Origin of the sequence: Caldivirga sp., assembly GCF_023256255.1 — an archaeon.
In the GTDB taxonomy this organism is placed as follows: Archaea; Thermoproteota; Thermoprotei; order Thermoproteales; family Thermocladiaceae; genus Caldivirga.
This window is the reverse complement of sequence record NZ_JAGDXD010000056.1, coordinates 1-24,279: the sequence shown is the minus strand read 5'-3', so window position 1 is coordinate 24,279 and position 24,279 is coordinate 1. Positions and strand designations below refer to the sequence as shown.

At 43.2% G+C, this 24,279-nt stretch carries 28 protein-coding genes; 15 read left to right on the top strand and 13 right to left on the bottom strand.

Annotated elements, in window-relative coordinates:
* The first annotated feature begins 100 nt into the window (after positions 1 to 100).
* Entirely contained in the window at positions 101 to 322 is a 222-nt protein-coding gene (locus tag Q0C29_RS10860) for a PaREP1 family protein (RefSeq protein WP_367173675.1), read from the top strand.
* A gap of 239 nt (positions 323 to 561) precedes the next feature.
* Here the strand turns inward: Q0C29_RS10860 and Q0C29_RS09120 are convergent, their stop codons facing one another.
* Complete coding sequence (locus Q0C29_RS09120) at positions 562 to 1,293, bottom strand: 5-formyltetrahydrofolate cyclo-ligase (RefSeq protein WP_292000352.1); 732 nt, start codon at positions 1,291 to 1,293, stop codon at positions 562 to 564.
* Positions 1,294 to 1,414: 121 nt separating this feature from the next.
* Here Q0C29_RS09120 and Q0C29_RS09115 point away from each other — a divergent pair, with 121 nt between their 5' ends.
* Together Q0C29_RS09115 and Q0C29_RS09110 are read left to right on the top strand one after the other, a co-directional pair.
* Positions 1,415 to 2,497, top strand: a complete 1,083-nt coding sequence (locus Q0C29_RS09115) for a DNA primase (protein WP_292000351.1) — start codon at positions 1,415 to 1,417, stop codon at positions 2,495 to 2,497.
* Positions 2,498 to 2,556: 59 nt separating this feature from the next.
* Positions 2,557 to 3,051 carry an Lrp/AsnC family transcriptional regulator gene (locus tag Q0C29_RS09110; RefSeq protein ID WP_292000350.1) on the top strand — a complete coding sequence of 165 codons (495 nt, stop codon included), beginning with the start codon at positions 2,557 to 2,559 and terminating at the stop codon, positions 3,049 to 3,051.
* 2 nt (positions 3,052 to 3,053) lie between these two features.
* Here Q0C29_RS09110 and Q0C29_RS09105 read toward each other — a convergent pair whose 3' ends face one another.
* On the bottom strand, positions 3,054 to 3,737 hold the full coding sequence (locus Q0C29_RS09105; protein ID WP_292000349.1) for a hypothetical protein: 684 nt from the start codon (positions 3,735 to 3,737) through the stop codon (positions 3,054 to 3,056).
* A gap of 69 nt (positions 3,738 to 3,806) precedes the next feature.
* Here Q0C29_RS09105 and Q0C29_RS09100 point away from each other — a divergent pair, with 69 nt between their 5' ends.
* The gene (locus Q0C29_RS09100; RefSeq protein ID WP_292000348.1) at positions 3,807 to 4,061 is read left to right on the top strand and encodes a hypothetical protein; all 255 of its coding nucleotides are present in this window, start codon (positions 3,807 to 3,809) and stop codon (positions 4,059 to 4,061) included.
* Here the strand turns inward: Q0C29_RS09100 and cysS are convergent.
* Positions 4,058 to 5,500: a cysteine--tRNA ligase gene (cysS, locus tag Q0C29_RS09095; RefSeq protein WP_292000360.1), complete on the bottom strand. Its 1,443-nt coding sequence runs from the start codon at positions 5,498 to 5,500 to the stop codon at positions 4,058 to 4,060. The genes Q0C29_RS09100 and cysS overlap by 4 nt on opposite strands.
* A 170-nt stretch (positions 5,501 to 5,670) precedes the next feature.
* Here cysS and Q0C29_RS09090 point away from each other — a divergent pair, with 170 nt between their 5' ends.
* Genes Q0C29_RS09090 through Q0C29_RS09080 form a run of 3 tightly spaced genes read left to right on the top strand, consistent with a single transcriptional unit; the run spans position 5,671 to position 9,118 of the window.
* A complete protein-coding gene (locus Q0C29_RS09090; protein WP_292000347.1) occupies positions 5,671 to 6,099 on the top strand; it encodes a YkgJ family cysteine cluster protein in 429 nt (142 codons plus the stop codon).
* 51 nt (positions 6,100 to 6,150) lie between these two features.
* Entirely contained in the window at positions 6,151 to 7,119 is a 969-nt protein-coding gene (locus Q0C29_RS09085; protein WP_292000346.1) for a DUF2208 family protein, read from the top strand.
* A 46-nt stretch (positions 7,120 to 7,165) separates the two neighbouring features.
* On the top strand, positions 7,166 to 9,118 hold the full coding sequence (locus tag Q0C29_RS09080) for a DEAD/DEAH box helicase (protein ID WP_292000345.1): 1,953 nt from the start codon (positions 7,166 to 7,168) through the stop codon (positions 9,116 to 9,118).
* 27 nt (positions 9,119 to 9,145) lie between these two features.
* Here Q0C29_RS09080 and Q0C29_RS09075 read toward each other — a convergent pair whose 3' ends face one another.
* The 5 genes from Q0C29_RS09075 to Q0C29_RS09055 form a co-directional block, all read right to left on the bottom strand.
* On the bottom strand, positions 9,146 to 9,433 hold the full coding sequence (locus tag Q0C29_RS09075; RefSeq protein WP_292000344.1) for a winged helix-turn-helix domain-containing protein: 288 nt from the start codon (positions 9,431 to 9,433) through the stop codon (positions 9,146 to 9,148).
* On the bottom strand, positions 9,408 to 10,082 hold the full coding sequence (locus tag Q0C29_RS09070; protein WP_292000343.1) for a hypothetical protein: 675 nt from the start codon (positions 10,080 to 10,082) through the stop codon (positions 9,408 to 9,410). The genes Q0C29_RS09075 and Q0C29_RS09070 overlap by 26 nt, the downstream gene beginning before the upstream one ends.
* Positions 10,079 to 10,699, bottom strand: a complete 621-nt coding sequence (locus Q0C29_RS09065) for a hypothetical protein (RefSeq protein WP_292000342.1) — start codon at positions 10,697 to 10,699, stop codon at positions 10,079 to 10,081. Before Q0C29_RS09065 ends, Q0C29_RS09070 begins: the two co-directional genes overlap by 4 nt.
* A gap of 131 nt (positions 10,700 to 10,830) precedes the next feature.
* Positions 10,831 to 12,039: an MFS transporter gene (locus Q0C29_RS09060; RefSeq protein ID WP_292000341.1), complete on the bottom strand. Its 1,209-nt coding sequence runs from the start codon at positions 12,037 to 12,039 to the stop codon at positions 10,831 to 10,833.
* Positions 12,040 to 12,118: 79 nt separating this feature from the next.
* Positions 12,119 to 13,492, bottom strand: coding sequence for an MmgE/PrpD family protein (locus Q0C29_RS09055; RefSeq protein WP_292000340.1), 1,374 nt, complete (start codon positions 13,490 to 13,492; stop codon positions 12,119 to 12,121).
* A gap of 232 nt (positions 13,493 to 13,724) precedes the next feature.
* Between Q0C29_RS09055 and Q0C29_RS09050 the strand changes: the two genes are divergently transcribed.
* Positions 13,725 to 14,849, top strand: a complete 1,125-nt coding sequence (locus Q0C29_RS09050; RefSeq protein ID WP_292000339.1) for a radical SAM protein — start codon at positions 13,725 to 13,727, stop codon at positions 14,847 to 14,849.
* Between the two features lie 18 nt (positions 14,850 to 14,867).
* Here Q0C29_RS09050 and Q0C29_RS09045 read toward each other — a convergent pair whose 3' ends face one another.
* From Q0C29_RS09045 to Q0C29_RS09035, 3 genes are all read right to left on the bottom strand, one after another.
* Positions 14,868 to 15,239: a cupin domain-containing protein gene (locus Q0C29_RS09045; protein ID WP_292000338.1), complete on the bottom strand. Its 372-nt coding sequence runs from the start codon at positions 15,237 to 15,239 to the stop codon at positions 14,868 to 14,870.
* A gap of 89 nt (positions 15,240 to 15,328) precedes the next feature.
* A complete protein-coding gene (locus Q0C29_RS09040; protein ID WP_292000337.1) occupies positions 15,329 to 16,213 on the bottom strand; it encodes an alpha/beta hydrolase in 885 nt (294 codons plus the stop codon).
* 76 nt (positions 16,214 to 16,289) lie between these two features.
* Entirely contained in the window at positions 16,290 to 17,174 is an 885-nt protein-coding gene (locus Q0C29_RS09035; RefSeq protein WP_367173674.1) for a DUF89 domain-containing protein, read from the bottom strand.
* A 347-nt stretch (positions 17,175 to 17,521) separates the two neighbouring features.
* Here Q0C29_RS09035 and Q0C29_RS09030 point away from each other — a divergent pair, with 347 nt between their 5' ends.
* The 5 genes from Q0C29_RS09030 (at position 17,522) to Q0C29_RS09010 (ending at position 20,641) form a co-directional block, all read left to right on the top strand.
* Entirely contained in the window at positions 17,522 to 19,027 is a 1,506-nt protein-coding gene (locus Q0C29_RS09030; RefSeq protein WP_292000335.1) for an APC family permease, read from the top strand.
* 247 nt (positions 19,028 to 19,274) lie between these two features.
* Positions 19,275 to 19,688, top strand: coding sequence for a hypothetical protein (locus Q0C29_RS09025; RefSeq protein WP_292000334.1), 414 nt, complete (start codon positions 19,275 to 19,277; stop codon positions 19,686 to 19,688).
* 278 nt (positions 19,689 to 19,966) lie between these two features.
* Positions 19,967 to 20,323 carry a HEPN domain-containing protein gene (locus tag Q0C29_RS09020; protein ID WP_292000333.1) on the top strand — a complete coding sequence of 119 codons (357 nt, stop codon included), beginning with the start codon at positions 19,967 to 19,969 and terminating at the stop codon, positions 20,321 to 20,323.
* A complete protein-coding gene (locus tag Q0C29_RS09015) occupies positions 20,313 to 20,519 on the top strand; it encodes a nucleotidyltransferase domain-containing protein (RefSeq protein WP_292000332.1) in 207 nt (68 codons plus the stop codon). The genes Q0C29_RS09020 and Q0C29_RS09015 overlap by 11 nt, the downstream gene beginning before the upstream one ends.
* Positions 20,516 to 20,641: a hypothetical protein gene (locus tag Q0C29_RS09010; protein ID WP_292000331.1), complete on the top strand. Its 126-nt coding sequence runs from the start codon at positions 20,516 to 20,518 to the stop codon at positions 20,639 to 20,641. The genes Q0C29_RS09015 and Q0C29_RS09010 overlap by 4 nt, the downstream gene beginning before the upstream one ends.
* Before the next feature lie 114 nt (positions 20,642 to 20,755).
* Here the strand turns inward: Q0C29_RS09010 and Q0C29_RS09005 are convergent, their stop codons facing one another.
* A complete protein-coding gene (locus tag Q0C29_RS09005; RefSeq protein WP_292000330.1) occupies positions 20,756 to 22,084 on the bottom strand; it encodes a glycerate kinase in 1,329 nt (442 codons plus the stop codon).
* A gap of 143 nt (positions 22,085 to 22,227) precedes the next feature.
* On the opposite strand from Q0C29_RS09005, the gene Q0C29_RS09000 reads away from it, so the two are divergent.
* Both Q0C29_RS09000 and Q0C29_RS08995 read left to right on the top strand, forming a co-directional pair.
* Positions 22,228 to 22,989 carry a metallophosphoesterase gene (locus Q0C29_RS09000; RefSeq protein WP_292000329.1) on the top strand — a complete coding sequence of 254 codons (762 nt, stop codon included), beginning with the start codon at positions 22,228 to 22,230 and terminating at the stop codon, positions 22,987 to 22,989.
* A 43-nt stretch (positions 22,990 to 23,032) separates the two neighbouring features.
* On the top strand, positions 23,033 to 23,728 hold the full coding sequence (locus Q0C29_RS08995) for a uracil-DNA glycosylase (RefSeq protein ID WP_292000328.1): 696 nt from the start codon (positions 23,033 to 23,035) through the stop codon (positions 23,726 to 23,728).
* Here the strand turns inward: Q0C29_RS08995 and Q0C29_RS08990 are convergent.
* Positions 23,694 to 24,035, bottom strand: coding sequence for a Rieske 2Fe-2S domain-containing protein (locus Q0C29_RS08990; protein ID WP_292000327.1), 342 nt, complete (start codon positions 24,033 to 24,035; stop codon positions 23,694 to 23,696). The two genes, Q0C29_RS08995 and Q0C29_RS08990, sit on opposite strands and share 35 nt — an antisense overlap.
* Positions 24,036 to 24,279 lie beyond the last annotated feature (244 nt).

Below are 24,279 nucleotides of genomic sequence, written 5' to 3'. Positions count from 1 at the left end.
ATAGCTATACCTAAGGTACTCATCAATGAGGCTAGGCGTAGGGGTATTGATATAATGGAGATCTTAGCCAAGGTCCTTAACCTAGACTCAAGTAAGAGAGATTAATGCTCACCTAGAATTTAATGAGAGGTTTCTGAATAAAAGTAAGGAATTAATAAATAAGGATCCAGTTAAAGAAAATGAAAAACTCTACAAAGTTGCTGAGGAGACCGTGAAAGCCATGGCCATAGCTCCAGACCTAAATGAGGCAAAGGCTGCCATTAAAGATGGTAAGTGGACGACTACGTTATTGCTTAATGCCGTGGATTCCATTAGTGATTAGATAAAAAGAGGAAGTTAAGTTATGGTGGAGGGCAGCATGGTTCCTACACGTAGAAGGAATCATGAAACAAGGTTAAGGCTTGAACGGATTGCCAGAGATGTTAAACAGTGAAAGCCATAGTTAAACTAGCATAGGGGCTAGGCACCAAGCCTAGTGCTGATCCTTTTTCCTCATTAATTATTGTAGTTATGTTCACCATGGTTTGCTTTTTATCCTAGTAATGTAACCCTTCACATTCCCTATTGTCTACTTCTATCATACAGCTCAGCCAATAATGGGATTTCCCTCAACATATCTTCTGTAACATACTCCCAGTAAATGCCTATGGGTTTCACATCAACTCTACTTACCCTTATTACCCTACTTGCCGTAACTACTATGTCAACTGGTAGATCGAAGGGTTCTTTAGGTATATTATCATTCACGAGCTGTAGGTCATGTACTGTGGTTACCACTGGTGTACTCTCATTAACCTTACCAAACATACTCATTATACCCCACTCTACCTCAGCGTAACCATGGCTCTTACCAAGCCTACGACCAGTAGCTGGGTTAACGGCTACTGAACCCACTACTACAAGGTCTATCTTTGGCGCGTCCCAGGGCTTAATGGGTTTGCCCCACTTAAATGCCCCGCCTATAGTAGAGGCTTCCCTATAATAATGCCTAGGTATCTTAGTGGGATCAAGCATAAGGAAGCCTTCCTTAATCCTTGGCGTAGGCATTATCAACAACTTACCACTATTTAAAGTGATCTCCCTACACCTCCTCTGCGGTGAATCTGGGTTAACTTTAATTACATGCGCCCCTTGAAATTCTGGTAAGGAGGCGGCTAGTTCACAAGCCCTCTCTGAACCTATGAAGTTAGGTATACGTCCATACACTGGCCTTGGGAAGGCGGCGGTGTTCTTCTCCTCAAGTAGTCTCCAAACCCTCTCTCTAATAGCCTGCTTAACGTCCTTAACGTTCATTCACCTAGTAATTGCATTCGCTTTAAATGAGTTTTCCACAATGTTCCTCTTAAGTAAATGATATAATACTTTAAATTAACTATCCACTGGTTATTAAAGTGAGTTTTAGTTTACACGGTTAATGCGTGTTGAGGAGTGCAGTATAGGGAAGCTACTGGATAGCTACCCATTCACTAGAAGTGGAAGGAGAGTAATTGAGGAGACTGGTATTAAGGTTAGTGAATTAACTAGTGGAGAATTTAGGCCCATTATAGATGATGCGTTAAGTATGCTTGAAACCCTCCTGAGGGAGGGGGAGAGGGCTAAGTTGAACTTTAGGACTAGTGAAGTTGCAATGGCTAGGTATATTGCCTACGTATTCACCGCATCTATGGATAAGAGGATTTGGAGGAGGGTGGCTGATTCAGAGAGTAAGATATTCTCCAGTATGGTTAAGTTGAGTGAATTAAATTTAGAGTGCATTAAGGATGTTTCAAGGCAGATTGACTTAAGGATTATTGGAACCGGTGAATTAGCTAAGATAATTAGCGCTCAGGTCCTCATGCCTAGGCCATTTAAGTACGCTGTTTCCGTTTGGGATTACTTGAGGAATAGTCCAAGGAATGACCCTAATTGGGTTCTTGGAACTAGGCCAATTATACGTGGCTACGTACTATTAACTCAACATGACGTATACAGGGTCATTGAGGAGACTGTGGAGAATAAGATCATAGCCATGGTGAATAAATTGAGTAGGAACCTAGATTTATTTAACCCACTTATAAGTGAGGTTAGCGATAGGTTGAAGGCTATTGAGGGGTCTTCACCGCAGATTAAGTATGCCAGTAGGAGAATACTACCTAAGGGTGATCCACCCTGCATTACGGCAATTCTAAGTGAGCTTAAGGCTGGTGGTAACCCAAGCCACATGGCTAGGTTCGCCCTAGCCACCTACATGCTTCATAGATGCGTAGCTGAGGGTAAGGAAAAGGAGGAGTGTGTTGAGGAGGTTTTGGAGCCTTTCAAGCATGCTGCCGATTACAATGATAAGATTGCTAGGTACCAGGTTGAACACTTAGCTGGACTCAGGGGTGGTAAGAAGTTCTACATTCCCCCCTCATGCCAGGAGTTGAATAGCCTGGGCCTATGCCCAACTAACCTAGGCTGCGGCGTCAAGAATCCCGTTCAATTCATACGTGGTTCGACTAAGGTTGAGGGTGGGTGATGTTTAGGCTCATCTCTGTGAAACATAATGTTAATTAATCTCTAGTCTTAAGCTAACTAATGATGGATGAATTAGACATTAAGATCCTGGAGTCCCTACAGAGAAATGGAAGAATAACGATATCCAGACTAGCTGAGTTGCTTAATAAGCCTAGGACAACAATAATGAGTAGGCTGGCTCGATTAGAATCAAGCAAAATCATATTAGGTTACAAGACTATCATAGACCCAGTTCAAATGGGTTACAATATACAGGCGTACGTGCTTTTAACGGTTAGGAGAGTCCCAGGGGCTGCTAAGCCTAGTCAAGTTGCCTTAGCGGAGAGGATAATTTACGATTCAGATAATGAGAAGGACCTACCATGGGTTGAGGAGGCTCAGGTAGTTACTGGGCAGTATGACCTCGTGCTTAAGGTTTGGGCTAAGGACCTTAGGCAACTCTCAAACTTCCTAATAAAATACCTACCTACGCACCCTGATGTAGTTAAGTCAGAGACAATGATTGTTCTTGAAAACGTAGCAACCTGGAGAAATAGGAATATGCCTATTAGGTGATGCTAAGCGAAGTGCCTTATTAGGCTTATTAAAGCCTCATGATCCCCTGGTACCGATAATAACACACCCTCAACCCCAATTTCCCTAAGGCCACTAAACAACCCCTCTAATTCACTTAACTTGAAGTGAGGTTGATTAATCCTCTTAATCACCTTAGCGTTTTTACTTGTTTCAACAAGTACATACGGTATTAGCTTACTGGTGTCTAATCCCCTTAACTCAAGTGGATTACTTAACCTTAGGACCAGGTAGAAGTCCGCCCTACTCCTCATCCTCTCCTCAATGAATCCCCTACCATACCTCATGCTCAGCATTAACCCAACCTTAATACCCTTAACCCTCTCCTTAAGTATCATGAGGGCCTCCTCTGATGCCAAGTAGCCTACCTCCTTACCGATCATTGGCTTATCTCCCCTGGTCAAGACCATGTCAGCATTAAGCATTAAGGCTCCCTGTGCTATTGAGACTAAGTGAAGCTCATTAATATCTAGGAGCCTCTGATTAACCATAATTCTCTTGTCATCGTGAATCCTCCTAATGAAACAAGCAGCCACTAATGGTAATGGAGCTGGTTCACCAAGCGGTGAGTCAGGTATATTGAATCCATCATACGCCTCCAACTTCCTCATGAAGGCTAAGTTCCCACTAACCCTAGGGTGAACCTCAGCGTAGTAATGCATGGTCATTGAAGCCAACCCGCGCTTAAAAATATGCACTTGAGTTAGATTATTAAACCGAGGTAACGCAGTAAGCTAGTGTCTAATGGTGAACCAGAAGCCCTTAATAGGATTATTAATGATGAATTAAGCAAGCTTAAGCCTGGGGATAAGGTTAGGACTATTGACTTCGTCAACAATGTAATATCTAGCTTAAGTAAGGGAAGTAGGCTTAGTGAAGATGATGAAGCCAGGTTAAGGCCACAGGTTGTTGACGTTCTTTGGGAACTGCAGAGAAGGGGTGTAGTGAAGTTTTCAGATGACTTACTGGTCTTCGAGAAGACTCAGGGTTAAGGTAAGTTAAGCTTCTTCCTATCAATAAACCAGTACGTCCTACCACCGTAGTCACCTAAAACAATACCCAACTTACCCAACTCCTCCCTAATTAAATCAGCCGCATCATAGAGCTTCCTCTCCCTTAAACCCTGCCTAACCTTAATTAAAGTGTTTACTAGGTCGACGAGAATTGGGTTAACCCTAGTCCTGTTAAGTATACCTAGGACTTGACTCATGTATGATAAGACGTTTAGCAGTTGGGAAAGGGAGTACTTGGAAACCCTCTCAGGCTGGTAAACTATCCTTGAGTTAATGTAGTTACTCAGGTTAATTAATTCGGATATGGCTACTGGGGTATTGAAGTCATCGTTAAGGGCCTTCTCGAAGTTAGCCATGAACTTAAAGGCATCGTTGGTCAAAGCCTCATCATTAATCCCCTTCTCTGGCGCTTCATTCATTAACTGCACTAGGTAGTCGAAACTGGCGTAAATCCCCCTCAGGGTGTTTTCCATGGCTTCAATACCACTGAAACTGAAGTCAATGGGTTTCCTATAATGGGTGTTTAGGAAGTATAGCCTAACAGCCTCTGCATCATACTTACTGAGAACATCGCCTATTGGTATTATGTTACCAAGGGACTTACTCATCTTCTCACCGCCAATGTTAACTAATCCAACGTGTATCCAGTACCTGGCGAATAACCTAAGCCCGTAGTAAACCTTGGCTATGGCGATTTCATTTTCATGATGTGGAAACACTAGGTCTTGTCCACCTCCATGAAAATCAAAGGGTACCCCAAGGTACTTGGAGGACATGACCACGCACTCCAGGTGCCATCCAGGCCTACCAGGTCCCCATGGGCTATCCCACCAGGGTTCATTAGGCTTCCAAGCCTTCCATAGGGCGAAGTCCAGTGGATTCCTCTTACCTGGCTCCGGCTCAACCCTAGCTCCAGCCATTAACTCATTAATCTTCTGCCCGGAGAATTCACCGTAATTCGGTACCTTAGTTATATCGAAGTAGACTGAGCCATCGGTAACGTATGCATTACCCCTTCTCACTAATTCATCAATCCACTTAATCATGTCCTGCACGTTCTCAGTGACCTTAGGGTAAGCGTACGCCCTCTTAACGTAGAGCGCATCCATGTAGTCTAGGTACCTCTTAATGTACCTTAAGGGTACTTCATACCAGTGGTTAATTAAATCATCCTTAAACTCCTTTCTGGCAGCCTCAATTATCTTATCATCAATATCGGTGAAGTTCGTCACTAATCTAACGTTAATGCCTAGGTACTCTAAGTACCTTCTGAATAAGTCGAAGAACACCGCCACCCTTGCATGGCCAACGTGCGCCTCATCATATGGTGTTAAACCACACACATACCCCCTAGCTACCCCAGCTTTCATGAGCCTGAATTGCTCAGTCATCTTAGTGGCCGTGTTGAATATCATTATGGGTAGATCCACGGCACCTATATACTTATCCTTACTAATGGTTGACAAATTCTTCACCACCTGCTTTAAGTGAATTGAAGCCTATTTTAAACTCTTCTCGTTATTTTTAAGGGAATACTGGGATTCCTTAGTGTGAATTACTTATTAAGGGAATAGGCATGGGTGTCGACGTGGGTAAGTTTACGTGCCTACACTGTGACTCCTGCTGCTTCTTCGAGCGGGAGGAGCAGGGGCCCTTAGTATTCGATGATGAGGTTAGGAGACTTAGGAAGCTGGCTAAGGAGAGGGGTATTGAGTTAACCTTCAGGGAGGTTAAGGTTAATGGTGTTAAGATGTATAGGTGGGTCATATTGGGTTACTGTCCATTCTACAATAAGGAGACTAAACTATGCATGATACATGCGGTTAAGCCGCTTGCCTGTAAAATGTACCCACTCTTGTTTAATCCAAAGACAGGGGAGGTTGTGGTGTCTAAGGATTGCCCATGGGTTGAGGAGGCTGTTAAGAATGGTGGCGTTAGTTTAAGTGACTTCCCTGAGGAGGCTAAGGCGCTTCACAGGATTGTGGTTAGGCTTAGTAGAGGTAGTTTAAATGATTAGTTTAATCCTGTAGAAAAGTTTAAAACGAGATTACGCACATGGTAGTTAACTATGTCTTACACAATGACGTCTAAGCCAATGATGTATGTGCTTTGGGTAGTTACACCAGTTGCCTTTGCAGCATTCTTCGCATGGGGGCAGGTGATTAAGAATTACTGGATGCCGATAGGCCTATTCATAGCCTACTTCATCCTAATATTCGGCATATCCGCATATGCAGGTTACAAGTCATACTCAAGAAATAGGAGGGAAGGTGACCAGTATAGGAGGAGACAAGCCCTCAGTAGGTTGGCTGGTGATGATATTAAGAAGGCTATGGAGAGGGACTACGAGCTACCTAGGGAGTATTCAGCCTTAAGTAAGAAGATGTTCCTTAACCTAGGCATAATGATCGTACTACTGGTGGCTGTGCTATTAGTTTACTCAACATTATTCAACAGGATATCAATGCTCATTTCAACGTTCTTAGGCAACACATCGATGGCCCAGTCAACAGCTGAATTCCTAAGGTACTTCATAACCTACTTAATAATGTTCGGGATATGGTTCGCCGTATTCTATGTTGTAGCTAAGTACACTGGCTTACCTTACTTAAGTCAAAACACCTCAATGATGCAGAACATACCCTACATACCAACCAAGAGCGTTGCCTTCTATAAGGATGCCGTGATATTTGATGACCTCTACGTGCTTAAGGCACCCCTAGATGCGGATAGTGTAACGGTTGATGAGAAGAGGAGGTTCGTGGAGATAGTGCTTAAGAAGCCTACGGGTAATCTACCATACCGTAGGCTTAGAATATACACGAGGGATCCCAGGGGTGTTTGGGAGAAGTACGTGAGTAAGTACCTTGAAGCCCAAGTGAAGGTTGAGGAGGTTAAGCGCCCTGAGGCAGAGGTTGAGAAGCCTAGGGAGTACAGGTGCCCCTACTGTGGAGCATTACTAAGCGAGGACTGGGAGTATTGCCCGAAGTGTGGTAGGAAGATTCCTTGGGATGAGTTGAGGAAGGCGTACGAGTAGGGTGTAGCCATAGGTTTATAACTTATGCCCTAGGAATGGGTAACTAGTGGTGGAGTTTAAGGTTAATGTTAATGGTGTATTAATTAAGAGGCAATGGAATTGGAGTACTATAGTTAAAGTTAAGGATGAACTGAAGAGAATGGGGTTTAGGTGGGACAGCGCCAACACAACTTGGGTAGGTAAAATAAGTAGAATTAATGACCTTGAGAAACTCAGGGAACTACTTAGGCTAAGCGCCGGAGAGTATGAACTCCTCATTAAGCCATTACTGAAGGCCTCCGTTAAGGTTCCTAAGGTTCCAGAGGAACTTAAACAGTGTGCAATGGGTAATAGGGTTAACGTACCCTGCGTTGCTAAACTCATAATGGAGGATGAGTACGTTGAGGCTGATTCATTTGAGGATTACGTTACTAAGCTTGTGGGTAAGGCTATGGATAGACTGGGGGTTAAGGATGACAATACTGTTGAGGAAGCAGTGAAAATACTCCTCAATGATCATTCCTTAAGGGAGACCTACGGTAGGAGGGTTGAGTGGAGACTTGCCATTGTTGATAATGGTAAGGCGACGTTAAACTTCCTGGCTAAGGGACTACTTAAGAGTCTGAGGGAGATTAGAGTACCCTACAATACTGTTGATAAGCAGGGTAACTTGAATAGGTATGAGATACCGGTTATAGGTAAGGATGATGTGTATAGGGATGGTGATAAGTGGGTTATTAGGTTCCCTGTATTCGAAAAGCAAACCATAGAGTCGCTACTGAGGAAACTGGGCTATGTGATTAAGGAGGTTGAGTGGAAGCCTAGGTTAATCATAGTGCCTAAGGATAACGTTAACCTATTGGATTTTCAAAGGAATGCCTTAGAGGCGTGGGTTAAGAATGGTTATAAGGGGACTGTAGTTATCCCAACGGGTGGTGGCAAAACATTCATTGCATTAAAGGCCATTGCAACAGTTAAAGTACCCACAATAATACTAGTGGTTACGGAGGAATTAATGAATCAGTGGTATGATAGGATTAGGAGAATGCTGGGTGTAGAGGCAGGTAGACTTGGTGGTGGTTTTAATGAAATTAAGGACATAACCGTAGCCATATATAACTCAGCGGTTAAGTACATAAGTGACATTAGGGATAGATTTGACTTAGCGGTTTTCGATGAATGCCATCATGTTCCTGCTGAGACCTTTAAGAACGTTGCCTTCAAGTTAACTGCACCCTATAGGTTGGCCTTATCAGCAACGCCAACTAGGAAGGATGGTAATGAGGAATTAATATACTTAACCAGTGGCGGTGTGGTGCATAAGGCAACCTACCTAGATATGGTTCATGCAGGTCTAGTTGTCCCAATAAGGCACTTCAGGATTTACGTTAAGTTAAGTGAGGATGAGACTAAGGAGTATAGGTCCATTGGGGAGGATAACGCAATAATGCTTAGGAACACTGCGGCTCAGGCTAAGGCTAAGATTCCAGTGGCTGTTCAATTAACTAAACTAGAGTATTCATTGGGAAGTAAGGTAATAGTGTTCACACAGTACATTGAGCAAGCTGAGGAGATTTACGAGGAATTGAAGAAGGAGATTGGGGTTAAGGTAGCATTAATAACCTCTAAGACCAGTAATAGGGATGAAATCTTCGAGAGATTCAGGCTAGGTAACGTTAAGGTATTGGTTACTACAACTGTGTTGGATGAGGGTATTGATGTGCCTGATGCTGATGTAGCCATAGTGGTTTCGGGAACAGGCTCACCTAGGCAAATGATTCAGAGGGTTGGACGCGTGGTTAGGCAGACTGAGGGTAAGGTTGAGGCTAGGGTTTATGAAATAGTGGCTAGGGGGACTATTGAGGAGGCTTTGAGTAATGAGAGGCATCCAGACGATGAGGTTTATGAGAAAGAATGTAGGAAGTATGATGAGAAGGACCTTAACCTACTCCTAAATAGGGTTAAGGCAATAGTTGGTAAACTGAAGGAGCAAGGAAGCATGCTTAGGTACGTTAAATAGAAGAGTGAGGAACCCTAAGTTAACCAGTTATCCTTCCCCATACCTACCCACCTTAAGACTACCCACGTACTTAATAACCCACTTAACCAACTCCTCGTAGGCCCTAACGCCATCGTTAGTTAGCCTAACATAACCATCACCATCAATTACAACCAATCCCTTACTGGTCATCCAGTCTAAATACCTCTGGAGCTTATCGTATGATAAGCCAGATGCGGTGGCTAGGTTAGTCCTCCTCATACCACCATTACCCATCAACGTATTTATTATCCTTGCTAAAACATACAAGTTAGGTTTGAATTCTTCTGTACTCATGGTAAAGCCACCTAAGCTCCCACATTAGGGAATCAATACTCCACAATGCCTTAGCACCATTACTAATCTCACCCCAGGTCGATGCTAAAGCTACTGCAATTGACACTAAGACACCGCCAATGATGTTTAATGGAGTTATACCCTGTATGCCTAGGATTAACCACATTATTAAGCTAATGAGCCAGGGCATTATTAGGCTTAGTAATGCAACAAGTATTAACTCCTCAATCACCAGTAGTATAGGGTATAGTGACCTAGCTCTACGCACCCTATAATCCACAGTATCCCAATCTAGTTCACTCAATATTCTTAAAATGCCTAAGGCACCCTCCTTAACCTTCTCATCCCAATCACTGTAGGGTGACCTAACTCTGCTAGCCTTCTCAAGTTCCCTCACAATGTAGTATAAGGTGAAGGCAGCCAACAGCGTGAATAACACTATGCCCAGTGACGATAATTGAATATCACTTAGGTATGTGACACCCAGGAACACTATGATTAATGAATACACACCTAGCGTGGATGTAATTATTACTAGTAACCTTACTAGTATTTTAGGTAAGGCATCCAGTTCATGGTTTATCACCTCAACTATGTTTAAGGCACTCCTGAGCCTTAATAAATTTGCCACGGCATCATCTATGCTCATGCCTCAACACCGTCATGACTCCACGTAATGCCAACTACAGTATCATTAGATAAACCAACCAGAATCAATAAGTACTTTGAACCACATAGGTTTATGGACTTATCTAGGAGAGAAATAGCACCCTCTGGATTAATGGCTAGAATTGGGTCATAGCCTAGGTTAACTGGGATAATACTCATGGGATGCTTCCAGTATAAGTTGACTGAAACGTGCTGTGCAGATGATTTCCCATTTAACTCAATAATATACCCAACACTACTGCTGCATTGTGTTGATGGGCCCGCACCTTTAAATCCTCTAAAGAATTCAAGGTTTATTAACGTTGGGGTTTTTGACGCGTTTAATCTTAGTGCACTTCCATTATATAACAGTATCATTACTGATCCATTTAACACCACTATGTTTACCTTAACCTCATATTTAACATTAGGTAGTGCCGCTACGGCAAGGGCATAACCTTCACTTTCATTAAGCCTTAGGAATGTTCCATTACTGTGAATCTGCGTGAAAAATGCTTGCCAATTCATACTAATTAAATTAACCTCAAGCAGAAGCAGCAGTAATAATGCTATAATTAGGTATGCCTTGAGGTTGCTGAGTCTAATTCCATTAACCATACGTGTACTTGATAAGAGGTGGTTTTTATTAACTAAACTCCCCCTAAGGGAGTGATCCTAACGTAAATGCATCATTAGCCTAAACCTGCGTCACATGCTTCATTATTGTTGCTTTACTTACTATAATGATACTAGTAATACTGCCCTTCAAGCTCATCAAGACTCTTATTTTCACTGCTGGGTGCCGCTATTAGGCAAACCATTGCTAGAGGTGAAATTAAGAATGCAGTGATTAGGAAAATATTGCTTAAGCCAATAGCAAGTAGGAGTGATGGAATTATTAGCGTGCTTAAGTACCCACCCAGCCTACCTGCGGAGAAGCCTAAACCGCTTGAAGTGCCCCTTAGCATTGTTGGGAATAATTCAGCTGAGTATATGCTATTAACTATGTACCCAATGCCCCCAAGAACCCATAGAATGAACAGCATTATAGACATGGCTACGGGATCTTTAACCACTAGCACTGACAAACCCAGTAATACTGCCTCACCCACTGTGGCTGGTATAATTAGTCTCCTCCTACCTAACCTATCGCAGTACTTGAAGACTAATAAGCCTCCAGCTACGAAACCTATCCATTGTAGCCCACCTATGAGTAGGGCCATGGATTTACTAAGTTTCATTGCGTCCACAAGTATTGTGGGTGTATAGTTGGCAAATATGGCTAGTATGAAGGTCCAGACGAATAGGGATGCTGCGGTAAAGGCTAGGGTTAAGGTGTATTTACCACGGTCCCTTAACCTAAATGCACCATTCCTTCTCTTAAGCTCCCAAACCCAACTCTCGTTAACGCTCCTTCTAAGAAGCAACACAATTAGGGGTGGTACTGCACCTAAGCCTAGTATGATTCTCCATGATTCAGAACCCATTAAGCCTAATAAAGGTAAGGCTACTAAGGCCGCTGAAGCACCCCCAAGACCCCATAGTATGCTTTGAACAGAGATTAACCTACCCCTACTCCTTTCACTAGATAACTCAGCCACTAAACTAGCTCCAGATGGTATATCACCACCTATTCCAATACCCACAAGTAGCCTACCAGCCACTAGGAGTGGTATGGAGTAGGCTAAGGCGCTCACTAGGGAACCTAGTACAAAGAAGAGTAGTACATTTAGGAATATGGCCCTCCTACCGAAGAGGTCTGATAACCTACCGAATATTAATGAACCAATCACCGACCCTATGAATGGTGCGGAAATAATTAACCCCTCAACACTGGGGGTTAGTTTAAAGTATTGGCTTAATGATAGTAGTGCTGCACCACCCAATAGTAATGCGAAGCCATCGGAGAAGCCTCCCATACCGGCTAACACGGCAATGTACGTATCCTTACTTACCATAGTTTGCTAGGTTAAGAATATATTTTAAAGGCATAACTATAGTGGCTAAAAATGCATAATAGTGAACTCACGTCGTGTTTTAAATAATGGTTGACTTAATGAGTAATGTTATGTCCTTAATATCCTCAAGGCCCCAGACCATCCTTATAACCTCATCCTGCTGCCTCACTGTGAGTAAACCAGCCGTAAGTCTCCTGAACTTATTCTCAACCTCATCATCACTCATGGGGTTCATTGGGTGGCCTCTTGGGTAATCAACCTTAACCTCGGCTTCCCTACCATTCCTTAATTTAACGTTAACTACTGTTGGTACTGCCTGGGGGTAATGCTTATCTAGTTCAGGGTCAACGGTAACCTTAGTCTTCCTTATTAATTCAAGCACCCTAGGATCCCTGATTTTACCCGGCTCATAGTGGTTTAACCATAAGTCACCGTTAATTAAGGCTGTTGCTACAGCCCACATTAAACTATGGTCAGCAGTCTCCTTAGTCTTGGGATCCCACTTCTCAGGATCCTTAACAATAATGTCGTAGGCCGCCTTGAAAGTCCTGATGCTAATTGATTCAACATCACTTGGGTTAATTACCCCTAATTCTTCACGAATCTTAAGCGTTGCCTCAACGGCTGATTGAGCATGGTACTCCACAGGGTATGGCTTAATGTAAGTCCTCAATATGGCTGATGGCTTGGTAAGGTTCTCAAGATCCTTCATTGGTTCATAATCAAATTCACCACCAAGGAGCTGCCTAATGAACCCCATTTCCCCCTCAATGGGTTTATCAGGCCCTGTTAAACCATGAGATGCCGCAATCACTGAAAATACCGCATTCCTAGCTTGGTTAGCCGTAGTAGCTGCCTTCCAGTGGGATAATTCACCAACCCTACTCTGCCTAGTGGATAAGTGGGAAGTGGTGTGTATGGCCATGGCGTTTAGGAAAGCCTCCCTACTAATCCTCATTAATTTACCAGTAACAAGTAAGTGCCCTATACCAGTGTAGTTAACGTGATCCCACCCATGAATCCTAAGTGAGGCTGCGTCACATAACCTAACTCCAACCTCATACCCAATAGCCAAGGCGGCGATGACCTCCCTACCACTTGACCCAGCATGCGGTGAAATTGCTAGGGCTGTACCAACCATGTCTGATGGATGAAGCGGTTCCTTAGATAGGTAAGTATCGTTGAAGTCAAGGTACCTAACCATGAGCGTGTTTATGAAGGCTGCCCAATCAATGGTGGTTAACTGGCTTGAACCAATTATGGGTGCACTACCCCTAAAGCCTAATGCAGCTAACCTAGCATACTTAACGGGCTCAGCAGAGTATGCGGCTAATGCCACACCAATACTATCAAGTATCCTCCTCTTAGCCTCCTTAACAACATTAACCGGCAGGTCATCAAACCCTATCCTCATCGCGTAGTCCACGAAAACTTCCGACAAATCTCTAGGCATAACCCAAATTTAATGCTTAGTTTATAACAATTTAATAATAAACGAGATGAAGTCCATTTACCCTTACTTTAAACCATCATTGAGAATGAGGGTAATTGAAGTTAACTTCCTGGTTAAGTGAACATAAGGCATGATGGAGTTCTTGGAGGATAATAGGTAATTCTTCCATCCAACCACAGCCATTAGCCTAATGAAGTAAGGGTAATTAGGGGGTTGAGGTACTGTATTTGCTATGGCTTCCGTAAGCCTATGGAGACTGTACAGGCCTGATGCCTTAGTGGTCTTCAATAATCCATTAATTAAGAGTAGGTTAAGCTGGTACTACATGGTTATGAATGATCAAGCCCCAGCTAAGTTCCATATAGCAGCTAGGCTAGAAGCAAATGATGACTACGCATCAATGAGCATAGATGAACTTTGGGGACTTCACGATAAGCTTGGGGAAACTTTTGATAAGGTTTGGGGTGAGCATAGGGAAAGGCCTAATGTAAGCATTATTAAGGACCCGCTCCCAAAATCATCGTTCTTAGATGTTAAGGTTGAGCTAGTTAAGAGAATTATCAGGAACTGCACATTGTGTGAAAGAAGATGCAGCATCGATAGAACTATGAGAAAGGGTGCCTGCATGCTTGACTTAAGGCCTAGGGTTGCGTCATACTTCATACACCTGGGAGAGGAGGCACCCCTAGTACCCAGTGGTACAATATTCTTCACTGGGTGCAACCTGAGGTGCGTCTATTGCCAGAACTGGGATATTTCCCAAAAGCCCGAAAATGGGGTTGAGGTTAATGAAGCTGACTTAGCTTCAATGCAGATTGAGTTAAGGATTAGTGAAGCTAGGAACATTAACTGGGTTGGTGGTGAACCTACACCTAACCTTCACGTCATAATACCATCAATGAGGATTCTCGCTGAGAAGGGCGTAAACGTGCCTCAGTTATGGAATAGTAACCTATACTTAACTATTGAGGGTATGAAACTTATACTCCACTTGATTGACATTTGGCTCCCGGACTTTAAGTATGGTAATGATGAATGCGCATTAAGGTACTCGGTTGCTCCAAGATATGTCGAGGTTGTTTCAAGGAACCTTAAGATGATTTGCGATAGGGATGAGGATGTAATTATAAGGCACCTTGTCTTACCTGGCCATGTTGAGTGCTGCACAAAACCCATTTTAAACTGGGTAACCCATAATTGCCCAAGGGCGATAGTAAACATCATGAATCAATACCACCCTGACTACCTGGTTCCAAGGCTTAGTAGATACAGGGAGTTGAATAGGAGGGTTACGGAGAGTGAGTTAAGAGAGGCATATGGATACGCTGAAAGAATAGGTATAGTTAGGATTGATTAATAATCAGCCAAGTAGCCACTATTCAAGGGATTTAAGAGTCATATCATCCTCATACGATATGACGCATATGAATTCAGCCTCCTCATCGCCAATGTTCTCTATGGAGTGTGGTTCATAAGGTCCTGTGAAGAAGAAGTCCCCTGGCCCAAGATCATAAAGAACACCATTACCTCTAATCCTAAGTTTCCCCTTGAGTATAACCACTGCTTCAGTATACTTGTGGTTATGAAGAGGCATGTAGCCGCCAGGCTTAACAATAAACCTCCTCACAGCGTACTTAGATGAACCATGATCCTTAGTTACAAGCCACTGAACGTAGAATCCCCTAGTCCCCTTAAGTAGACCTGAGACGTCCTGTTGAGGTACATTAACTATATTACCTACGTGCATCACTAGGTTTCCCTGAACCCCTTATTAAGCATCCTTCCAACAATATGCTAATGTTAGCATTATTGGGGTAGTACCAGTTAGGGATGAGGTTAAGTCTCAATATGCCTTTCAAGCCAGCTTAAGGCTAATTCAACCCACTTAGCCACAGAGGGATTAATCTGCTGCTGATTAGATGCAGTGGCTCTATTTGCCAATGAGAGTCCATGCACTCCACTTTCAAACACATGGAACTCAAACGGCACTTTATTACGGGCAAGGGCGTTAACGTACGTTATTATACTTTCAATGGGAACCACATCATCATCAGCCGTTGTCCAAATGAACGTTGGAGGAGTGTTTGAGTCAACGTGGTAGGTTGCGCTGATTTCCCTTAAGTCATCCACCGTGAATTTACTTGAACCAAAGGCTAGTGAAGCCATTTCAAGAAGCACACCAGCCGCTGGCTGTGGAATTGTCTTATTCATGTACATTTCATGCATTGCGACAAAGTCCACGACTGGGTAAGCTAATATTGCTGCAGACACCTTAAGCATCTCCTTAGGTGCATTAACCATTTTTGTTAACCAATCCTTATGCCAATTAACACTGAATAATGAAGCAACCGTACCCCCTGCGGAGAATCCTACTATAGCGATCCTATTAGGGTCTATGTTCCACTTATCCGCATTACGTCTAATGACCAGTATTGCGTTTGCAAGTTCATAGACCACGTCAGGGTATACTTTACTAACACCCATACTCTTGTTACTGTACCTTAGTACGAAGGCATGGTAACCCCTTGAGAGGAATACTGAGGCAACCGGCTCAGCCTCCCTATTGGAGACGTGATTAAAGCCGCCTCCAGGGCAAATTACGACGGCTGGTCTCCTTACCCAGGTAATCTCAGGTGGTGTATCTAGGATGTATGAGGTTAAGGTAACTGGCCTATCCTCCCTCATTCGGATGACCTCAACCTTCATAAGGCACTTAACCATGCTTGGTATTAAAGCTATACTGCCTTGCTCAGTACTTATCATCAACATTACATTTGTAGATGTTACGCGCTTAGTCTCAACTTAACCGCAGCATGGCTATTAAAGTACCCCTCTCTGCCCCAAGCACCCTAGCCACTGGGTCACACTTGGGTACAAGTAGGAAGGCTATTGGCTTACCTAAATTAACCTCAGATAGGTACTCGAAGTGGGCCATACCCTTCGCCACAATTAGGTCACTTTCCTTAAGCCTACTGAGAAATTCACCACTTACCTTATCTAGGTGTATACTTGATCCACTATACCCAGTGTCCACTAGGTCATCTAGTTGGTTTCTTAAACCAGCATACTCAGCATCGCCTACCGTTAAGTCATTCTGGAACCCTGGCTCAGCCTTAACCACGCCTGTAACTTTATTACCCATGCCCCTAATTACGTTTATGAGCACAGTATCGAATATTGCCTCCCCAGCATTATCAAATAACCAAAGCAGCCTTAAGCCACCACTCTTAAGCATACTGTATAATTCATGCGTATTGTCTATGGAGAACCGCATACCCATTATAGATGCAACCTGAAGATCACTGGGTGGCTTATGGGATGCCACACCCATATCCAGTAGGTTACCCGCTATTGAGACCTTCACCGCCATTTTAAATAAATCGAAGCCCTCAAGACCCCGTAATACTGATTGAATGGCAGGTAATTGAGCCTTAGCAGCATCGATACCCCTCCTCTTAGCCACCCTATAGTACTCCACTACCTGAGGGTACTTTGATGAAACAGTCATGAATATTCTTGAGGCAATTCTCGTTAACTCATCCTCCTCCCTGAAAGCCCTAGCCGAGGTCTCTAGTACTAGCCTGGATGCCTCCAAGGCATCCTCATTGCTTAAGTTAGCTGAGGCAACTTCATTTAGCCTAACACTCACTATGCAAAGAGGGCATTCCCTATGTGGCTTCATTAGCTATTCGATTACGCTTAGTTAAGGTACTTTAAACACCTTTTCATATTGAAAAACAATATTGTAACCTTAAAAGTGTGTCCCAATGATGTATCTTAATTCTAAGGATAACATACTGCGATTCTTAATTTAAGCAATTGCTTCAATAAGTTATGGGCCTAGGGCCGTTATCTATTAATCTAGGATAAGACAGGCAACTTCTTGAAGTATCTGCATGTTTCACCTGGTTTAAGCCTACGCGGCTCCTTTACCATTAATTTTGCACAGGGTGATCAACCTAGGTTTAACCTATTTATGCGCTTTTGCACTGTTGAGTTATTATATTACTGCATTGGTTTTCCTGACCCATGGCCTTGTTCGTTAGGCAGAGTTCAGGGTTGGTTAAGTCGGCTTCGCTATGGGATGCAGTGATGCTTAATGTTGCTAACATGGGTGCTGGCTTAGCTGTCTTCATAGGTATTAGTCCCTTTGTAATACCTGGTGCTGTGCTCTGGTTATCAAGCATATTAACATTCATGCTAACCTTCCCATTGGTAATACTATACACCTACTTTATAGTTAAAATACCGAGGACTGGTGGGGATTACGTATGGATCACTAGGAAACTTCACGGAGGCTTAGGATCAATAATGGGTGTTGCGCTTGCCTTTAATATGCCTCCATTCTTCGCCTTGTCAGCCTTCTTCTCAGTAACTGCCATAAACAATGTCCTACTAGTAATAGGGTATTCTCATGGTCAACAGAACCTAGTGAGGTTAGCTAATACAGTGTTCAGCACTAGTAATGCATGGTTCAACTACACTATAGCTTTAGTGGCATTCGTAATCATCCTACTCGTCAACATTATTAGGCCTAGTGCAGGGTTCAAGTTAACCACAGCCTTAGGGGCATTAGCCTTAACCGGTACCGCGACTGCAATAATTGTTCTTGGTCTCTCAATACCGACCTTTCACCAGAGCATTGGGCAATTCCTAAGGTACTTTAACTTAACTAACCAAAGCACCTACGTAGGCCCCTCCTTTAGCTTACCGGCAACACTCTACATGATACCCTACTTCGCCTCCTACGCCTACATTTGGCTTTATGCTGGGCCAGCTGTAGCCGCTGAGATTAAGACTAGGCGCGGATTAATGTATAATGAAGTCCTAGGTAGCTTAATGACGCTAATCTTCATTACATTACCCTTCCTACTAATGGACCTAGCCGCAGGCTACAGGTTCAACATGACGTACTACCCAACCAGCGTATATAATTTCTGGAATATTTCAATATACCTAGCACGCAATGAGGTGTTGCAGTGGTTCATCGGCCTAAGCCTAATATCATGGGAGTTCTTCATAATGGCGTTTGGAGTAATAGTGTTCGCCCGCTACGTGTTCGCCTTTTCCTTCGATAGGCTATTTCCTGAAATCTTCTCAAGGCTTAATAGGTGGGGTTCACCAATGTATGCTCACTTACTTGACCTAGCTGCAACAGCCGTCTTCCTAGCTTTCCCAATAATAAGCCCGAACGGTTATGAGGCACTTTACAGCTATACACCCTTAGCCATAATATACCTGGTGCTAGTCTCCATAGCTGGAGTAAAGGCTGCTAGGGAAGAGGGGAATAGGGGCATGTTAGTGGCCTCGGTGCTTTCACTAATACCCCTAATTCTCCTAGGTTATGAAGCCTTCACGAACCCTTACTTTGGGGTTATTGAGTCCCTGAAGCCGCTTCAACCATACTACCCAGGATTAGCCTACGTGCTTGGCCTAATAGGGCTAGGTGCAGTAATCTACGCTGCATCCAAATACATTAACCTGAGGAGGGGAATAGACATAACCCTGGTATATAAGGAAATACCGCCTGAGTAAAAATTAAGGAGCTTAAACCCTGACTTCAATCCTTGAGGTTTTACCTAATTCATTATGAATAATGAAGCTTTAGGTAAGGAGCAACTATGATTAAGAGTATGCGTCTTCGCCTGATACGTGGAGCTTGCTGATGCTAAACCTTAGTCAGCTTTTTAAGGCCTCAACATTACTATACATGTGAAGATTAAGGTTGGCAGAATTAGGTACAGAAGGTTCGCCTACGTGGGTAGGATTAGGGTGAGCACCTATGGCAGTGAGGTTGAGGTTAAGAATAAGAGTGAGGGATAGAATCATTGAGGATATTGCCCTACTTAACAGTGGCTTCGAGGCACCAACACCTCAATTACTCATACCGATATCAACGGCTAGAGCCCTTGGACTATGGCCACCCACTGAGGATGCTAGGGAGGTCACGGTGGATACTGCAGGTGGCCCATTGAAGGTATGGCTATACGCCAGGGTAGCTGAAGTTAAGGTGATCACTGAGGATGCTGAATCTAGGGATGCTGAGGTTGATATCATAGTTTCACCATTGGCTGATGAACCACTTATAAGTGACCTATTGGCTGATGAGTTAGAGATAGCTGTTGAATCATTCGGTAAGGGCCTATGGAGATTCAGGAATGATCCACCTGGTAAATTAAGGCACTCTGCGGAATAACTGACTTCCTCCCCACTATGAAGGGTGAGGGTTCCCTTGGGATGGTTCATTGATTCCCCATTGATTCTGGTCTACATCCATCATCTGGAGGCTGTCACGGGATTAGAATCCCACCCATGCTTTAGTGGTGTTTCACCTAAATACAGAGCTTATAAATCCATCCCTACCATGAATGACGAAGCTTTAAGTACATCATCGTAACTTACATTAACTGACTGGGGGAGGAAATTTAAGAAATAGATAATTATATCTCATATGCGAGTTTTGAGGAGGCCGAGGTGCTTAGGGAGAGAGCTGAGGCTTTTCTTAAGAATGCTAAGAGTCCACTGAAGGAAGGAGAATACGACTTAGCGGCATTTAGCATAGAACAGTACTGCCAACTGATGCTTAAGTATAAGTTACTTATTAAGACAGGTACATATCCACGTACTTACTCATTAGTAAGGCTTATTAGGGAATTAGCTAAATTAGTGAGAGATGCTGAGAAGTTGCTAGATAACATAATAATGATCACTAAAATAGAGGATGCTTACATAGGTTCTAGGTACTTACCGAGGAGATATGAGAAAGATGAAGTCGAAGCTATGCTTAAATATGTTGAGGAGAAGTTTAAGCCGATTGTGAATGGGCTTTGAATTATACATTGAAGAGGGTAAGAGGGCATTAGAGGCAATGAGCAATTACGTTGAAATAGCCAGGAGGATTAAGGAATTAGCCAGTGAATTAGTGGGTAATGCCAGGGTCTATGTATTCGGTTCAGTGGTGAAGGGGAGGTATACAGCGGCAAGTGACATAGACATACTCATATTACTAATTCGCGTAAAGAGGTGATAGACGCCCTTAAGGCAAGAATTTATAGTGAAATTGACGCCCCAATTCAGGTTCATATTGTGACTCAGGAGCAGTATGAGAGGTGGTACAGGAGGTTCATTAATAATGCTGTGGAGGTGTAATTTCAATACGCATGGAAGTATTAATCATTAATCCATAAGGGAACCGTGAAGGCTAAAATTAACTTCACGTACAATGTGGAATGTAGTTTTAAGTCATTTGAAACCCTACTGAACCTAGTGAGTAATCTTGGTATTAATTAGCATAGCTACCACGGTGTTAACCTGGGTTCCCGTTGGACCTGTTATGATGACGTCATTTAATGCCTTAAATAGAGTATACGTATCGTTTCTAATTAAGGCATCATCTATGCTTAAACCAATGCCCATTGCCCTTGATTCAGTAGTATAATCCGCATACGCACCTGCAGCATCAGTATTACCATCAATACCATCCGTGGCTAAGGCCAGTAAAGCCACTGGACCCTCTTTACTAACTGACTTAGCGAAGGCTGCCGCAAGCTCCATTGTTCTACCACCCTTACCATTACCCCTAACAGTAACGGTGGGTTCCCCACCAGCTAATACTACACCCCTCTTAATCAGTAAGCCTCTCCTTAAGGAGTCAAGGGCTATTGAGGCTAATGCCTTCCCAACCTCACGGGCCTCACCCTCAAGTCTAGAGGTTAGTATGATTGACCTAATGCCAAGTTCACTGAGCCTTACCCTTAGGCTCTTAAGTACATCAACGTTAGTTAGTATCACCTTATTCATTACCCTGAGCCTCTTTGGGGTCTCTGGAATAACACCCCTCACCCCATCCTCAAGAAAAACCTTAACCCTACCCGGTAAATTACCCCAAATACCCCTTGCCTTAAGGAAGCCTACTGCATCACTGAAGCTTGACTTATCTGGGACTGTTGGACCACTTGCTATTAATGATGGATCATCACCAGGCACGTCACTAACATATAATCCAATGACCCTAATACCCCTCTTAATGAAATATTGAGCTAATTGACCACCCTTAACCATTGATACATGCTTACGTACAGTGTTGATTTCACTGATGCTCATTCCTGAATTAAGCATTAGCCTATTTAACTCAACTAGGTCATCGATTGTTAATGGTGGTTTAGGTAACTCAACTAGTGCACTTCCACCACCACTAATGAGTATTAAGGCTAAGTCACCTTTACTTAAGGTCCTGGATAATTCAATAATCTCCTCAGCAGCCTTAATGCTTAAACTACTTGGTAATGGGTGGGTTGATTCAATAACCTCAACATTACTTGATTTAGGCCTTACCCAACCCCTAGGTATTACTGCTAAGGCCCTAGTAGCCTCAACGGACTCTAATGCACCATCAATAAGCCTTGGGGCAGCCTTACCAATAGCTATAACTGCAATATTTCTCGCACTAAACCCCCTACCGCAAACCTCAATGCCGTTACTTATCCACTTAATACAATTTCTAACCACTGGTGCTGGATCTGAGGCTGTAAGGGTTTGGCTAACTAGCCTAAGTGCAAGATCCCTAAGTTCACTGGAATCACTAGCCTTCACGCATTAAGTAGCTGTCGCGTTCCTTAAATTAATGCAACCCCACTGGGCCACATTTCGTAAAGCCTACCTAGAGAGTGAAGACCCTAAAGACCACCTGGGAGCAAAGCAGAAGCATTAATTAACCTCAGCTTAATGCTACCTATGTGAGGATACTTGCGACTTCAGACGTCCATTCGCCGAAGCATTTAAGTGAATTCAAGGGGAGTTTAACCAACATTAGTAATGTTGACTTAGCCTTACTGGCTGGAGACATGGTTGATGGGGGTAAGATTGAGTACTACAGTATTATAATTAACTTATTGAGGAATAAGGCTAATACCATAATGGCTGTACCAGGTAATGAGGAGTATGATGATAAGTTAAGGATGTTGAAGGGGGTAAACGGCTTAACTCTACTGAATGATGAAGTGCTTACTGTTAATGGAATTAAGATAATTGGGTCAAGGGGTGTATTAGATAAGCCAACTAAATGGCAGGAGAGGAACATTAAGGGTATTGATGAATTATATAGGAGGAGACTGGAATGGCTGATTAATACGCTTAAGGGTTCCCATGAAGCCATACTGTTGACTCATTATGCGCCAACATACGTGACATTGGAGGGCGAGAATGAGTACAATTACCCATTTTTAGGCACTAAGAAGCTTGAGGAAGTGTTATCAAGTAGTAGGGTACTTGCCATACATGGCCATGCTCATCATTCGAAAACTAGATGCGTTAAACTGGGTAATTCAGTAATCGTGAATGTGGCCTTTGAGGGTGTTTCATCACCCTTCATAATAGATTATAGTAATGGTGAGATCAACGTTATTGAACCAAGGGAGTACAGTAAGTGTAAGGAAGTTAACGTACACAGTAAGACTATTACCCCCAGGTCCACTGGTCTCGATGAGTGGCTTAAGTAAAGCTAAGTTTAACTTAAATAATGAACTTACCCAAGTGAGGGAGATGAACATTACCATACGTTACAGTGAATTTGTGGATGCACTAATCAAGTGCAGTACCTGTGAAAGGCTAGTGAAGTATAGGGAAACCGTACCCTCACTCCCTAGGTTTAGTAATAATGAGTACTGGAGGAAACCAGTGCCACCATGGGGGGACTTGGATAACCCAAGAATAATGATAGTGGGTTTAGCGCCAGCTGCCCATGGCGGCAATAGAACAGGCAGAATGTTCACTGGTGACGCAAGCGCTCAGTTCCTTTTCAGGGCCCTTCATGAATGCGGATTATCAAATAACCCCTTTAGCATTAGTAGGATTGATGGCACTAGGGTTAAGTGCGTTTACATTACGTCAGTTGTTAAGTGTGCACCACCAGATAATAAACCAACCTCAAGTGAAGTTAAGGCATGCGTAGGCAAGTGGCTTATTAATGAAATCAATGCTATTAAGCCTAGGGCAATAGTGGTGCTTGGTGAAATTGCCTGGAGGGGGGTGTCCATGGCCCTTGGGTTACGTGGAGGTTTTAAGCATGGAGGAGTCATTATGGTTAATGATGTTGCAGTATATATGAGTTACCACCCAAGCCCAAGGAACACTAACACTGGTAAGTTAAAGCTAAGTGAATTAGTTAACATACTGTGCACAGCCGCTAGGCACGCTGGTTGCCCTATTCCTCAATCTCAAGGAAACCCTCAGGCGTAACGTTAATCTTATACGTCTTTAAGGGTACCTTAACCTGCATGTACTCGCAGGGAGCCTCAGGCCTAACCATAGGTTTCTCTATTAATTCACCGGTCCTAACATCATATTTAGCTAAGTGAGCTGGGCATGTAGCTACATAACCATTAACATCAGTGAGTAGGGCACAACCCATGTGAGCGCACACCGCGTCCATACCGTAGAATTTATCACCGTACTTAACTATTAGGATTGGTTTATTATTAACCCAGGCTATTATTGAGTTCCTTCTTTCAAACACCTTAACAAGTATGTTTACCCTCATCCCCATGGCTTCAGCTAAGGCTGGCATACTTAATAAGGATTAGCCTTAAGATGAAGTTAAAATAAAGGATTAATTTTTGAGTTTGAAGCTTAACTATATGATAACTTACTGAGCGTAGCCCCAGGCGTTTATCCTAAGCTTTAGCACGTACCTTAGGGTCAACATGCTCCCTATCATCACCATTACCAGAAATAGTGCGCTGGATACAGCCATTTGAATATCCCCACTTAGAATATGACCGCTTGCGCAG